This window comes from Mycobacterium sp. ML4, from assembly GCF_054515735.1.
On record NZ_JBTNSY010000004.1, the window covers coordinates 137,723 to 151,687 of the forward strand.

Annotated in this window: 13 protein-coding genes; 7 read left to right on the forward strand and 6 right to left on the reverse strand. The window is 66.0% G+C overall.

The genetic code is table 11. From position 1 onward, the window contains the following. Window positions 1–8: 8 nt before the first annotated feature. Entirely contained in the window at window positions 9–1,649 is a 1,641-nt protein-coding gene (locus ACX9NE_RS05810; RefSeq protein WP_459360749.1) for a (2,3-dihydroxybenzoyl)adenylate synthase, read from the forward strand. Window positions 1,650–1,659: 10 nt separating this feature from the next. Here ACX9NE_RS05810 and ACX9NE_RS05815 read toward each other — a convergent pair whose 3' ends face one another. Beyond that, window positions 1,660–3,030: a salicylate synthase gene (locus ACX9NE_RS05815; RefSeq protein ID WP_459360748.1), complete on the reverse strand. Its 1,371-nt coding sequence runs from the start codon at window positions 3,028–3,030 to the stop codon at window positions 1,660–1,662. A gap of 352 nt (window positions 3,031–3,382) precedes the next feature. On the opposite strand from ACX9NE_RS05815, the gene ACX9NE_RS05820 reads away from it, so the two are divergent. Together ACX9NE_RS05820 and ACX9NE_RS05825 are read left to right on the forward strand one after the other, a co-directional pair. After that, window positions 3,383–3,598 carry a hypothetical protein gene (locus tag ACX9NE_RS05820; protein WP_459360747.1) on the forward strand — a complete coding sequence of 72 codons (216 nt, stop codon included), beginning with the start codon at window positions 3,383–3,385 and terminating at the stop codon, window positions 3,596–3,598. 297 nt (window positions 3,599–3,895) lie between these two features. Next, entirely contained in the window at window positions 3,896–5,149 is a 1,254-nt protein-coding gene (locus tag ACX9NE_RS05825) for a sodium-dependent bicarbonate transport family permease (protein WP_459360866.1), read from the forward strand. A gap of 6 nt (window positions 5,150–5,155) precedes the next feature. On the opposite strand, the gene hemW is transcribed toward ACX9NE_RS05825, so the two are convergent. After that, entirely contained in the window at window positions 5,156–6,328 is a 1,173-nt protein-coding gene (gene hemW, locus ACX9NE_RS05830; protein WP_459360746.1) for a radical SAM family heme chaperone HemW, read from the reverse strand. 148 nt (window positions 6,329–6,476) lie between these two features. Here hemW and ACX9NE_RS05835 point away from each other — a divergent pair, with 148 nt between their 5' ends. The 4 genes from ACX9NE_RS05835 (at window position 6,477) to ACX9NE_RS05850 (ending at window position 9,806) form a co-directional block, all read left to right on the forward strand. Then, a complete protein-coding gene (locus ACX9NE_RS05835; RefSeq protein ID WP_459370698.1) occupies window positions 6,477–6,578 on the forward strand; it encodes an Ms4527A family Cys-rich leader peptide in 102 nt (33 codons plus the stop codon). 113 nt (window positions 6,579–6,691) lie between these two features. Further along, window positions 6,692–8,362, forward strand: coding sequence for a nitrite/sulfite reductase (locus tag ACX9NE_RS05840; RefSeq protein ID WP_459360744.1), 1,671 nt, complete (start codon window positions 6,692–6,694; stop codon window positions 8,360–8,362). Beyond that, entirely contained in the window at window positions 8,359–9,099 is a 741-nt protein-coding gene (locus ACX9NE_RS05845; RefSeq protein WP_459360743.1) for a phosphoadenylyl-sulfate reductase, read from the forward strand. Before ACX9NE_RS05840 ends, ACX9NE_RS05845 begins: the two co-directional genes overlap by 4 nt. Next, window positions 9,096–9,806 carry a sirohydrochlorin chelatase gene (locus ACX9NE_RS05850; RefSeq protein ID WP_459360742.1) on the forward strand — a complete coding sequence of 237 codons (711 nt, stop codon included), beginning with the start codon at window positions 9,096–9,098 and terminating at the stop codon, window positions 9,804–9,806. Before ACX9NE_RS05845 ends, ACX9NE_RS05850 begins: the two co-directional genes overlap by 4 nt. A gap of 183 nt (window positions 9,807–9,989) precedes the next feature. Here the strand turns inward: ACX9NE_RS05850 and ACX9NE_RS05855 are convergent, their stop codons facing one another. The 4 genes from ACX9NE_RS05855 to ACX9NE_RS05870 are packed head-to-tail and all read right to left on the reverse strand — an operon-like array spanning window position 9,990 to window position 13,789. Further along, on the reverse strand, window positions 9,990–11,048 hold the full coding sequence (locus ACX9NE_RS05855) for a sulfate/molybdate ABC transporter ATP-binding protein (protein ID WP_459360741.1): 1,059 nt from the start codon (window positions 11,046–11,048) through the stop codon (window positions 9,990–9,992). A 19-nt stretch (window positions 11,049–11,067) separates the two neighbouring features. Continuing rightward, a complete protein-coding gene (gene cysW, locus ACX9NE_RS05860) occupies window positions 11,068–11,880 on the reverse strand; it encodes a sulfate ABC transporter permease subunit CysW (protein ID WP_459360740.1) in 813 nt (270 codons plus the stop codon). Beyond that, the gene (cysT, locus tag ACX9NE_RS05865) at window positions 11,877–12,758 is read right to left on the reverse strand and encodes a sulfate ABC transporter permease subunit CysT (RefSeq protein ID WP_459360739.1); all 882 of its coding nucleotides are present in this window, start codon (window positions 12,756–12,758) and stop codon (window positions 11,877–11,879) included. Before cysT ends, cysW begins: the two co-directional genes overlap by 4 nt. Next, window positions 12,755–13,789 carry a sulfate ABC transporter substrate-binding protein gene (locus ACX9NE_RS05870; RefSeq protein WP_459360738.1) on the reverse strand — a complete coding sequence of 345 codons (1,035 nt, stop codon included), beginning with the start codon at window positions 13,787–13,789 and terminating at the stop codon, window positions 12,755–12,757. Before ACX9NE_RS05870 ends, cysT begins: the two co-directional genes overlap by 4 nt. Window positions 13,790–13,965: the final 176 nt, after the last annotated feature.

The following is a 13,965-nucleotide window of genomic DNA, read 5'->3' on the forward strand; positions in this document are numbered from 1 at the left end:
GCGACTCGATGAATGGACTCGAAGAAGGTTTCGTGCCGTTTCCGGCCGATCGTGCCCAGACATACCGACGGGCCGGCTACTGGACCGGACGCCCGCTTGACTCGATCCTCGGGGATGCGGCGGCCCAGTGGCCGCAACGGCCCGCCATCATCGACGGGGAGCGGACGTACTCGTTCGCCGAGCTGGACGCCGAGGCTGACCGGATCGCCACAGCACTGACCGATCTCGGCATCAACCCCGGAGACCGCGTGCTCCTGCAGCTGCCCAACTGCTGCCAGTTCGCCGTTGCGTTGTTCGCACTGCTGCGCGCCGGTGCCGTTCCGGTGATGTGCCTGCCGGGCCACCGCATCGCCGAACTGAGTCGCTTCGCCGCGGTCAGCCAGGCGGTTGCCCTGATAATTCCTGATCGGACAGGCGGTTTCGACTATCGGGAGATGGCGGGCCGCCTTGTCGCCAAGCACCCGCACCTGCGGCATGTGGTGGTGGTCGGTGATCCCGGGCGCTTCGTCTCGTGGTCGGCGCTGGCCGCTTTCGATGCGGGCCACGGCGGACGGCCACCACCGCGACCGGCCGTCGACCCTGGGCTTCCGGCCCTGCTGTTGGTCTCGGGCGGCACGACCGGACTGCCCAAGCTCATCCCCCGGACCCACGACGACTACGGGTACAACGCGCTCGCCAGCGCACGGCTGTGCCGGCTCACCCGCGACGACGTCTATCTGGTCGCCCTGCCGGCCGGACATAACTTCCCGCTGGCCTGTCCGGGACTGCTGGGGGCGATGACCGCCGGTGCCACCGCCGTCTTCACCCGCGACCCCAGCCCCGAGTCGGCGTTCGCGATCATCGACCGGCACCAGGTCACGGTGACCGCGCTGGTCAACTCGCTGGCCACGTTGTGGGCACAGGCGTGTGAATGGGAACCCTTGCCACCCCGCTCATTGCGACTGCTGCAGGTAGGAGGGTCGCGGTTGTCCGCGGAGGACGCCCGCTCCCTACGGAAGGCACTGACACCGGGACTTCAGCAGGTCTTCGGCATGGCAGAGGGCATGCTGAACTACACCCTCCCCGATGACCCGGACGACGTCGTGGAAAACACACAGGGCCGCGCGTTGTCGCCACACGATGAGATGCGGGTGGTCGACGAATCCGGTACCGACGTCGCCGCCGGTGAAGAGGGCGAACTGCTGGTGCGCGGACCGTACACCTTCAACGGCTACTACCGTGCCACCGAAGCCAACGCCGGCGCCTTCAGTCCCGACGGCTTCTTCCGGACGGGCGACCGGGTACGCATCTTCGCCGACGGTCCGCTGGCCGGCTACATCGAAGTCACCGGGCGGGTCAAAGACGTGATCCATCGTGGCGGAGAAACGATATCGGCAGCCGACGTGCAGGAGCACCTGCTGGCCCATCCCGACATCGCGTCGGCCGCGGCGGTCGCGCTGCCCGACCAGTTTCTGGGCGAAAAGATCTGCGCCGCAGTAGTATTCCGCGGCGATCGAATCGAGCTGGCCGAACTCAACCGGTTCCTGGAGGACCGCGGCCTGGCCGCGCACTCGCGGCCGGACATGCTCGTCTCGATGGCGTCGCTGCCGATGACCGCAGTCGGCAAGGTGGACAAGAAGCAGATCGTCGCGGCGCTGGCGCGGCGTTGACCGGGCGGGGCTATTGCCGGTGCTCGACCAGGTAGGGCGCGAGCGTCGAGAGTTTCTCGCAGGTCTCCTCGAATTCCCGCTCGGGCGCCGAGGCTTCGATGACCCCGGCGCCGGCCCGCAGCCAGGTTCGCCCGTCGCGTTCGTACGCGGCCCGCAACGCCAATGCCGCATCGAGTGCACCATCCGCCGAAAACTTCACGACCGCACCGGAATACAGGCCCCGCGGACTCTCGTCGAGTCGCAGAATGGCCTCCACGCCTTGTGCTTTGGGAATTCCCGACGCGGTCACTGCCGGGAAGAGCGTCTCCAGCGCGTCCATCCGGTCACAAGACGGATCCAGCCGCCCGGTGATCGTCGAGCCGAGGTGCTGAACGCTCCCGCGCTCGCGCACCGCCATGAAGTCGGTAACGGCCGCCGTGCCGGGAGCCGCGATCTCGGCCATTTCCTGCAGCGAGGTGCGGACCGAAATCGCGTGCTCGACAATCTCTTTGGAGTTCGATTGCAGATCGTCGCGAGCCTGCCGGTCCGGCACCGGACCACGTCCCAGCGCGCGGGTGCCGGCCAGCGGCTCGGTGACCACCAAACCGTCGGCCCGGACCGACACGACGAGCTCCGGACTGTAACCCAGTGCGCGGATACCGCCAAGCTGCAACAGAAATGACCGTACCGGGGTGTTGTGCCGCCGCCCCAGCCGGTAGGTGGAGGGAAAGTCCAGCGCGAAGGGTACTTCCAGGCAACGGGACAGGATCACCTTGTGATAACTGCCCGCAACAATCTCACCGACGGCCCTCGCCACCCGTTCGCGGTACCCGGACAGGTCGATCGATGGATCGAGCGCGCGGGAGTCCCGCACAGTGCGCAACCCGTGGCTCAGCAACTCCCGCACCACCTCGCGCTCAGGGGCTCCGGCGCCGCTAAGACGAATCTCGTCCCGGGTGATCCCGATGCGCAACCGGGGCCAGAAGATCCGGGCGAGCGGTGTTCGCGGCGCGAGCCGCCGGTGCAGCCCGTACCGGTAAACACCGAATTCGAAGGCCACCCAGCCCAGGGCCTGGTCGGTCTCCAGCAAGAGGCGGTCGACCGCCTCACCCAGAACCGCGGCCGGGCGCCCCGACCAATGTTGCCGCCGCGTCACGCCGTCCCGGATGACCCGCAGCTCGTCGCTGTCGAGCTCCACCATCGCCTGCACGCCACCGGCCAGCAACCACTGACCGTCGTGTTCGTACAGCACATACTCATCACCGATCGGTTCGAACAGCGCCGCGGCCAATTCGGCCGCCAGATCAGCCGGTTCGACATCGGCAGGGAGGGGAAATGACAGAGGCTCCGGGCAGACCGATGCCGGACTGACTGGAGTTGTCTCTACACCGGTCTCCGCCACACAAGTAAATGTAGCCTAACCTACTTCCAGATGCGCACCCCGCAGCGTGCGCGTACAGCGCGCCGAGAAAGACTCATAGGGAATTAATAGCCGTCTCATATCCGGCCAGCGCTTGCCGGAACCGGCGCCACCGGACCGGCGAAGGCCTGTTTCTGCAGGCAGAAGGCGGGAGTTGGGTCGCAGGGCGAGCTTCAGCCAATGAACGCTACGCACTAACGTTTCCCCACCGTTCACCCGCTGTCTGCCGTCGCGACAAACCGGTACCCCCGCGCGCTTATAGCATCACAACGGGAACCGTGGGGGGATTCGATCGAGTCCCGCCGCATCCGTCACCACACGGAAGGACTGCCCTATGTTCGTCATCCGGATGACCGACGGTGAAGAGATCAAAGGCGACGTCGAGAACCTGTCGTTCAATCAGGAGACCGGGGTGCTCACGATCTGCACCGTCGATGGCTTCGAAGAGACGACGACCCATTACTCGCCTGCCGCATGGCTGTCGGTGACGCACCGCAAGCGCGACGTCGATGTCGATGTCAAGTCGTCCCGCCTTTCCTCTGTGCGCTGACGCGACACGTAATCTCCCAGCGAATTAACAGGTAATTGGTACCTAACGCACACCGAGCCGCACAAAACGCCTTAGCCTGCGCACTTTTGCTTTCCGCCCGTTACGTCGGTGTTGCAACGATCGCAACACCGGGAAAACTGCCTGCAAAAGGGCTGTTAGACGCACATTCTGAGTGGCGGCCGGCCGATGGCCCAGGCTAAATTCGCAGCGTTATCTGGGATGTACGTGGTCGCCTTGAAATAGCCTGGACGGTCAGTACTTCCTTCGAATCGCCGCATGACGCTCGGGAGGTGCTCGATGCTGCATGAGTTCTGGGAGAACTTCACGCACAACCTGTTCAAGCCGTTGCTGCTGTTCTTCTACTTCGGCTTCCTGATCCCGATTCTGAAGGTGCGGTTCGAGTTTCCCTATGTGATCTATCAAGGCCTCACCATGTACCTGCTGCTGGCCATCGGCTGGCACGGCGGCGAGGAACTGGCCCAGATCAACGCCTCCAGCATCGGCGTCATCGTCGGGTTCATGGTGCTCGGCTTCGTGCTGAATTTCTTGATCGGCGGACTGGCATATCTGTTGCTGAGCAGGCTGAGCGGCATGCGTGCCGTCGACAAGGCAACCGTCGCCGGCTACTACGGGTCGGACTCGGCAGGAACCTTCGCCACCTGCGTCGCGGTCCTGACCGCCGTCAACATCGCGTTCAACGCCTACATGCCGGTCATGCTGGCGGTGATGGAGATCCCGGGCTGTCTGGTCGCACTGTATCTGGTGGCGCGCCTGCGACACCGCGGCCTGGATGCGGCGGGCTACATGCCCCACGAAGCCGGCTACACCCCACCGGTCAAGGCTGCGATCGGCCCAGGAACCCCCGCCAAGCCGGCGCCCGGCCAGAGCCTGGACCTGGAGACCGAACGAGCGGCCCAGCGCGCAATCGAGCTGGAGCGGGAAATCTCGATGGAGAAGCTGGACCACCCGGACTGGGAGCCTGACCAGACGCCACCCCCGCCGCGCGGCAAGCGGATGCCGATCTTTTCGCGGGAACTCTTTCAGGAGGTCTTCCTCAACCCCGGCCTGGTGCTGCTGATCGGCGGCATCGTCATCGGGCTGATCAGTGGCCTGCAGGGGCAGAAGGTGGTGGCCGACGACGACAGGTTCTTCGTCCTGGCCTTCCAGGGGGTCCTGTGCCTGTTCCTGCTGGAGATGGGGATGACGGCGTCGCGCAAACTCAAGGACCTGCGATCGGCGGGCATCGGCTTCATCGCCTTCGGCGTGCTGGCGCCCAATCTCTTCGCGACCATCGGGATCGCGGCCGCCTGCAGTTACGCCGCCCTCACCCACACCGACTTCAAGCCGGGCACCTACGTGCTGTTCGCGGTCATGTGCGGGGCCGCCTCCTACATCGCCGTGCCGGCGGTACAGCGCCTGGCGATCCCGGAAGCGAGCCCGACCCTGCCGTTGGCGGCGTCGCTGGGCCTGACGTTCTCCTACAACGTCACCATCGGAATTCCGCTCTACATCGAAATCGCGCGCGTCTTCGAGCAGTGGTTCGGCGTCTGAGGGGCGTCAATCCAGCAGCGTGCGCACGACCGCGTCGGCCAGCAATCGGCCCCGGTCGCTGAGGACCAGGTGGTCGCCGTCAGACTCCAGCAACCCGTTGGCGACCACCTGCTCAGCGCGTTGACGTTCGGCAGCACCCAGCCGCGCCAGCGGCAGCCCCTGGCGCAGCCGGATCTGCAGCAGCACCTCCTCGGTGTGCAGCGCCTCGGCGCCCAACTCCTCGAAGCCGGCCACCGGTAGTTCTCCTTCGGCAAGTCTGGCGCCATAGGTGTTGGGATGTTTGACATTCCACCACCGGGTGGCTCCGACGTAGCTGTGCGCGCCCGGTCCGGCACCCCACCATTCACCGCGGTCCCAGTAGCCGAGATTGTGCCGGCACTCCCCGCCGGGACGGGCCCAGTTGGACACTTCGTACCAGCCCAGCCCCGCTGCCGAAAGGCGCTCGTCGGCCAGCTCGTAGCGGTGCGCCAGCACGTCGTCATCGGGGGGATCCAGTTCACCGTTGCGCACCCGCCGGGCCATCGCCGTGCCCTCTTCGATCACCAGCGCGTACGCCGATACGTGGTCGACGCCGGTCTCGACCGCCGTATCCACCGAGCGCAGCAGGTCGTCGTCGGACTCTCCGGGCGTGCCGTAGATGAGGTCGAGGCTGACGTGCTCGAAGCCCAACTCCAGTGCCTCGCGGGCGGCGGCGGCCGAGCGGTTGGGAGTGTGCACCCGGTCCAATACACCCAGTAACCGGGGCACCACCGACTGCATGCCCAGCGACACCCGCGTGTACCCGGCCTCCCGGATGGCCTCGAAGAACTCCGGCCACGTCGACTCGGGGTTGGCTTCGGTGGTGATCTCGGCGCCCGGTGCCAGCGTGAAGTGATCACGCACCATGTCCAGCAACGTCGTCAGGCGCGCTCCGCCGAGCAACGACGGAGTACCGCCGCCGACGAACACGGTGTCCACCGTCGGTCCGCCCAACCGTGCGGCGGCCCGTTCGAGTTCGGTGCGCAGCGCGCTCAGCCACGCGTCGGGATTGACACCGCCCAGCTCGGCCGGGGTGTAGGTGTTGAAATCGCAGTAACCGCACCGGGTGATGCAGAACGGGACATGGACGTAGAGCCCGAACGGTCGTCCGGCAGTGGTCTGGATCGGCGGCAGCTTTACCGGAAACTCGCGAGCAGTCATGCCAAATCTTGGCACGACGCGCGCCAGGGGCGTCTTCCCAGCTTGTTCCCGGTTTCATTTACCGAACCGCTCAGGTTCGGCCCGTAGTTTTAATCACTGTGAGAAGAAATTTGACCTGGTGGCGAGGCTGGTGGGTATTCATGGCAGAATGGCACCCGTGACCGTCGCCGACACGACCCTGCGGATAGCACTGGTGGTGCGACGGCATATCGACCTCAAGCGCGTTTGCAGCTGTTGCTGTCTGCCTTGATGTCGTAGACCCAGCCCACCTGTAACTCCAGCTGGCCACCGGATCTGCGCCGCCGGAAGGACCGGTGTATGCGCGCGCCGCGGTCGGCATTGTTCGCGAAGGAGAACCGACCCATGACCACTGCACGCCCCGCTAAGGCGCCCCGCAACGAGGGCCAGTGGGCGTTGGGTAATCGCGAGCCGCTGAACCCCAACGAAGAGATGAAGAAGGAAGGCGCGCCACTCGAGGTGCGCGAACGCATCGAGAAGGTCTACGCCAAGGGCGGATTCGACAGCATCGACAAGAGCGACCTACGCGGGCGTTTCCGGTGGTGGGGTCTCTACACCCAGCGCGAACAGGGCTACGACGGCTCCTACACCGGCGACGACAACACCGACCTGCTCGAGGCCCGGTACTTCATGTTGCGGGTGCGTTGCGACGGCGGAGCGATCTCGACGGCCGCGCTGCGCACTCTGGGCGAGATCTCGACCGAGTTCGCCCGCGACACCGCCGACATCTCCGACCGGGAGAACATCCAGTACCACTGGATCGAGGTCGAGGACGTCCCCGAGATCTGGCGCCGCCTCGACGAGGTGGGGCTGCAGACCACCGAGGCCTGCGGCGACTGCCCCCGCGTGGTGCTGGGCTCGCCGCTGGCCGGCGAGTCGCTCGACGAGGTGATCGACCCGACCTGGGCCATCGATGAGATCGTGCGCCGCTACATCGGCAAGCCCGATTTCGCCGACCTGCCCCGCAAGTACAAGACCGCTATCTCGGGCCTGCAGGATGTGGCGCACGAGATCAACGACATCGCGTTCATCGGCGTCAACCATCCCGAGCACGGACCGGGGCTGGATCTCTGGGTCGGCGGCGGGCTGTCCACCAATCCGATGCTGGCCCAACGGCTCGGTGTCTGGGTTCCGCTGCAGGAAGTGCCCGAGGTCTGGGAGGCGGTGACGTCCATCTTCCGCGACTACGGCTACCGGCGGCTGCGGGCCAAGGCGCGGCTGAAGTTCTTGGTCAAGGACTGGGGTGTCGAAAAGTTTCGTGAAGTTCTCGAGACCGAATACCTCAAGCGCCCGTTGATCGACGGCCCGGCGCCCGCGCCGATCGCGCATCCGATCGACCACGTCGGTGTGCAACGACTCAAGAACGGACTCAACGCCATCGGGGCCGCCCCGATCGCCGGGCGGGTGTCCGGCAGCATCCTCACCGCGGTCGCCGACCTGGCGGCGCAGGCCGGCTCCGACCGGATCCGCTTCACCCCCTACCAGAAGCTGGTCATGCTCGACGTACCCGACGACAAGGTCGACCAGACGGTCGCCGGCCTGGAAAGCCTTGGCCTGCAAGTGCAGCCGTCGCAGTGGCGGCGAAATCTCATGGCCTGCAGTGGGATCGAATTCTGCAAGTTGTCGTTCGCCGAAACGCGGGTGCGTGCACAGTCTCTGGTTCCGGAGCTGGAGAGCCGGCTGGAAGACATCAACTCCCTTCTGGACGTGCCGATTACCGTCAACATCAACGGCTGCCCCAACTCGTGTGCGCGAATCCAGATCGCCGACATCGGGTTCAAGGGCCAGATGGTCGACGACGGGAACGGCGGCTCGGTCGAGGGTTTCCAGGTGCACCTGGGCGGCGGCCTCGGCCTGGACAGCGGGTTCGGCCGCAAACTGCGTCAGCACAAGGTCACCAGCGACGAGCTGGGCGACTACATCGACCGGGTGACCCGCAACTTCCTCAAGCAGCGGCACCAGGGCGAACGCTTCGCGCAGTGGGCGATCCGGGCCGACGAGGACGAATTGCGATGAGTGAGGCGACCAAACGAACCGAGGCAGATTTGCGCGCATTGGCCGCCCGCGGCGCGGCGGAACTGGCAGGCGCCGACGCCACCGAGTTACTGCAGTGGACCGAAGACAATTTCGGCGGCGTCAACGGACCGCGTGGCTGGGCGACGTGCAACTACGTGGTGGCCTCCAACATGCAGGACGCGGTGTTGGTGGATATGGCGGCCAAGGTGCGACCGGGCGTGCCGGTGATGTTCCTGGACACCGGCTACCACTTCGTCGAAACCATCGGCACCCGTGATGCCATCGAATCCGTCTACGACATCCGGGTCGTCAACGTCACCCCGGAGCACACGGTCGCCGAGCAGGACAAGCTGATGGGCAAGGACCTGTTCGCCCGTGATCCCGGCGAGTGCTGCCGGTTGCGCAAGGTCGTGCCGCTCGGCAAGGCGTTGCGCGGTTATTCGGCGTGGGTGACGGGCATTCGTCGGGTCGAGGCGCCGACCCGCGCCAACGCCCCGCTGATCAGCTTCGACGAGGCTTTCAAGCTGGTGAAGATCAACCCGCTTGCCGCCTGGTCGGATCAGGACATGCAGGACTACATCGACGAGCACGATGTTCTGGTCAATCCTCTTGTCTACGAGGGTTATCCGTCGATCGGCTGCGCGCCGTGCACGGCCAAGCCGGTGGAGGGCGCCGATCCGCGCAGCGGACGTTGGCAGGGGATGGCCAAGACCGAGTGTGGTCTGCACGCGTCATGACTCTCGTTCTGACCGCGCACGGCAGTGCGGACCCTCGTTCGGCGGCCAATGCCCGGGCCGTCGCCCGCCAGGCGGCACGGTTGCGGCCGGGGCTCGACATCCGCGTCGCGTTCTGCGAGCACAATGCGCCGGGGTTGGTCGAGGTGCTCAATGCCTGTCCCGGCGAGGCAGTGGTCACTCCCCTGCTGCTGGCCGATGCCTATCACGCGCGCGTCGACATTCCCGCTCAGATCGCCGGTTGCGCGGTCAGCGACCGGGTTCGGCAGGCCGCTGTCCTCGGTGAAGACGACCGGCTGATCTCGGTGACACGTCAGCGCGTCGTGCAGGCCGGCGTCCGCGGGGACGACGACACCGTGGGTGTGCTGGTGGTTGCCATCGGATCTTCGAAACCGGCCGCCAACGCCCGGACGGCCGAGGTGGCACCTCGGCTCGCAGCCGGAACCCGTTGGGCCGCAGTCGCAACCGCGTTCGCCACCCATCGGGAACCGTCGCTGGCCGTGTCCGTGCAACGGCTGCGTGAGCGCGGCGCCCGGCGGGTGATCATCGCGCCGTGGTTCCTTGCGCCCGGGCGGATACCGGACCGGGTTGAACGCTTCGCGACCGAGGCAGGGGTTGGCATGGCTGCGCCGTTGGGCGCCCATCCGCTGGTCGCCCAGACGGTGCTGGACCGCTTCGATCAGGCCGCCGCGCAGCGCTTCGCGGCCTGAGGGCCGCGGAGACTGCAGATCTGCAGCTAAAGTGCGAGTAGACCCCGCCAAGAACGCAGGCTCAATGACGCACGGCCGCAACGCTGTTGCGCGCGCGACGGGGTACCCGCGCACCCGTGACGGCGATGCCACCAGATCCGAATCCAGCTCAAGTAGCGGAGCAACCACGCCCGAAGCGGATACTCACGCTGTGGTGAGCGTCGACTCCGCTTGAACCTCGTCGTTGATGGGTGGCACGCGGGTGGCGCGCACGTACACCACGTCGCCCTCCTTCAGGGCCAGCGCCTCCGCGTCGCCGCGGGTGATCTGAGCAGTGAACGGGCCCCCGGAGGCGGCGCTGGTCAATTCGACCCGAACCTCGAATCCGAGCGTGACGACGCGGTCGACGGTGGCGCGCACGACGCCGATCGACTCGGCCGTACCGTCACCGCCGGCAATCGCCATCTCGGGATTGCGGCCTACCCGGATGTCGTGCGGGCGGACCAGTGCGCCGTTCAGCGCCGACACCGCGCCCAGGAAGGACATGACGAACGCGTTCTCGGGAGCGTCGTAGACGTCGGTGGGTGAACCGATCTGCTCGATGCGGCCGTGGTTGAGCACCGCGATCCTGTCGGCCACGTCCAGCGCCTCGGCCTGGTCGTGGGTGACCAACACAGTGGTGACGTGCACCTCGTCATGCAGGCGCCGCAGCCACGACCTCAGATCTTCGCGGACCTTGGCGTCCAGGGCGCCGAACGGCTCATCGAGCAGCAGCACCTCCGGGTCGACGGCCAGCGCCCGGGCCAGCGCCATGCGCTGACGCTGCCCGCCGGACAGCTGGTTGGGATAACGGTTCTGAAAGCCGCTGAGTCCCACCACCTGTAGCAGATGGTCGACCTTTTCATTGATCTCAGCCTTGGGCCGCTTGCGGATCTTCAAGCCGTAAGCCACGTTGTTGCGCACGGTCAGGTGCTTGAACGCCGCATAGTGCTGGAAGACGAACCCGATGCCCCGGCGCTGCGGCGGCACCCGGGTGACGTCGCGGCCGTTGATGGTGACGGTGCCGGAGTCGGGCTGGTCGAGGCCGGCGATGGTGCGCAACAACGTCGACTTGCCTGAGCCGCTGGGGCCCAAAAGCGCGGTCAACGATCCGGTGGGTACGACAAAGTCCACGTGGTCCAGAGCGACGAAGTCGCCGTAATGCTTGTAGGCGTCCCGCACGACGATGGCGTTGCTGCCCTGACCCGTCCCGGCGTCGGTCATGTTGAATCTCCTTGTCCGGCTACCTGCTTGCTCTTGCCCGGCGGGCATCGAGCACCACTTGAACGATCAGCACCAACACCGCGACCCCCATCAGCAACGTCGACAACGCGTACGCGCCATATTCGGCACCGCGGTTGTAGCGGTCCGAAACCAACAGCGTCAGCGTCTGTGACCGACCGGGAAGGTTCGAGGACACCATGATGACCGCGCCGTACTCGCCGAGAGTGCGCGCAACGGTCAGCACGATGCCGTAGGTCAGGCCCCACCGGATGGACGGCAGCGTGATCCGCCAGAACGTCTGCCACCAACCGGAACCCAGCGTTGCGGCGGCCTGTTCCTGATCGGTGCCCAGTTCATGCAGCACCGGTTCGACCTCGCGCACCACGAAGGGCAGGGTGACGAAGATGCTGGCCAGCACGATGCCGGGCAGGCCGAAAATGATCTTGAACCCGAGGTCACGCTCGACAAAGCCCAGGGCGCCGGCGCCACCCCACAGCACGATCAACGCCACACCCACGATGACGGGCGACACCGCGAACGGCAGGTCGATAATCGCCTGCAGCACGCCCTTGCCGCGAAAACGGTTGCGCGCGAGTACCAATGCCGTGGGGATCCCGAACACCACATTCAGCGGCACCACGATCGCCACCACCAGCAACGACAGATTCAGTGCCGAAACGGCTGCCGGGGTGCTGACCCAGTCGTAGAACTGGCCCAGCCCGGGCCGGAACGTGCGCCACAGGATCAGCACCAGCGGGACAAGCAGCAGCACCGAGATGTAGGCCAGCGCGGTGTAGCGGAGCAGGTAACGAACCGTCCGAGACGAATTCACGCGGACACCTCTTCCCGCTTGGCCGCCCACGAACCGATGATCCGCAGGATGAACAACACGATGAATGAAAGAGAAAGCAGCACAATGGATATCGCGGCAGCGCCGGTACGGTCGTCGTTCTCGATCAGGGTCCGGATCCATTGCGAGGACACTTCGGTCCTGCCCGGCACCGCGCCGCCGATCAGCACCACCGAACCGAATTCACCGATGGCGCGGGAAAATGCCAGGCCGGCGCCGGAGAGCAACGCGGGCAACAGCGCCGGCAGCACCACCGAGGTGAAGATCTTCGGGCCGCTGGCTCCCAGCGATGCCGCCGCCTCCTCGGATTCCTTGTCGATCTCCAGGAGCACCGGTTGGACGGCGCGCACCACGAACGGCAACGTGACGAACGCGAGCGCGATCCCGACGCCCCACTGGGTGTGCTGAAGATGCAGTCCGACCGGGCTGTGGTTGCCGTAGAGGGCCAGCATCACCAGGCTGGCGACAATGGTCGGCAGTGCGAAAGGCAGGTCGATCACCGCGTCGACGATGCGCTTGCCGAAAAAGTTGTCCCGCACCAGCACCCAGGCGATCAGCAAGCCGAAGACCGTGTTGAGCAGCGTCACACCGGCGGAGATGGTCAGCGTCACCCGGAACGACTCGAGCGCCGCGTGCGAGGTGACCGTCAGCCGGAAGGCCTCCCACCCGCCCCCCGCGGCCTGCCAGACGATGGCGGCCAGCGGCAGCAGCACGATCACCGACAGCCAGACCGTCGCGACGCCGACACGCAACGAGGTACTGCCGGCGCGCCCACCGTGTCCGTTGACCGGCGCGGCAGGCTCGGCCGGCTCGAGCTCCGGTCGGATAGCCTCGGGATTCGGGGTTGTGGTCACGGTCATCCGGTGGCCTGCGTGTAGATCTTGGTGATGCTGCCGGAGTTTTTGTCGAACAGTTGCGGATCGACGGTGCCCCAACCGCCGAGGTCGGCGATGGTCCACAGTTTCAGCGCCACCGGGAACTGATCGCGGAACGACGCCGCCACCGCGGGGTCGACCGGCCGGAAACCGGCTCGCGCCCATATGGTTTGCGCCGCCGCGGTGTACTGGAAGTTCTTGAATGCGACGGCCGCAGCCAGGTGGGTGCTGGTGCTCAGCACCGCCATGGGGTTCTCGATCTTGAAGGTCTGCGGTGGGGTGACGTGTTCGACCGGTTTACCGGACCGCTCGGCGGCGATGGCCTCATTCTCGTAGCTGATCAGAACATCTCCACTGCCCTGGACGAAAACGTCCGTCGCCTCTCGACCTGATCCTGGACGCAACTTCACGTGTTCCCTCACCAGTCGATTGACAAACTCGATGCCGGCCTGGCCATTTCTGCCGCCCTCACTTTTGACGGCGTAGGGGGCCAATAAATTCCACTTCGCCGAACCAGAGCTCAGCGGGCTGGGGGTCACCACATCGACGCCGGGCCGCAACAGGTCGTCCCAGTCGCGGATGTTCTTCGGGTTCCCCTTACGCACCACCAGCGTCACCACCGAACCGAACGGAATGCCTCTGGTGGCGCCGGTATCCCAATCCTTGGCGACCTTGCCGGCCTTGACCAGCCGGGTGATGTCGGGCTCGACGGAGAAATTGACCAGGTCGGCCGGCTTGCCTTCGGCCACCCCGCGCGACTGGTCACCGGACGCGCCGAACGAGGTGATGACCTGTACGCCCTTGCCTTCGTCGGAGCCGTTGAACGCCGGAATGACCTTGCTCCAGCCAGGTTCGGCAACCGAATAGGCCACCAGCGTGATGCTGGACTTCGCGTCGGCGAGTCCGCCACCGCCCACGACGTCGCTGGGACCGCCGCTGCAGGCGCCAACGACACCGGCGATCAGCACAAGAGCGGTCAGCTGACGCCAGCCGATGCCGGAGAAGCTCTGCGACATTGGGGACCTTTCGGTGCGGGACGTGTGGGTTGCGGTCCCGTGTTTGCGGAAGGCGTCAGTCAGTGAATGCCGGAGATCACGAACTCCACACCAGACCGCGCACGGGTCGGGGAGTCAGCGACAACAGTGTGCGTCAACCGCGGCGCAACTCACCACGGCGAAAGGCACGCGGCCGA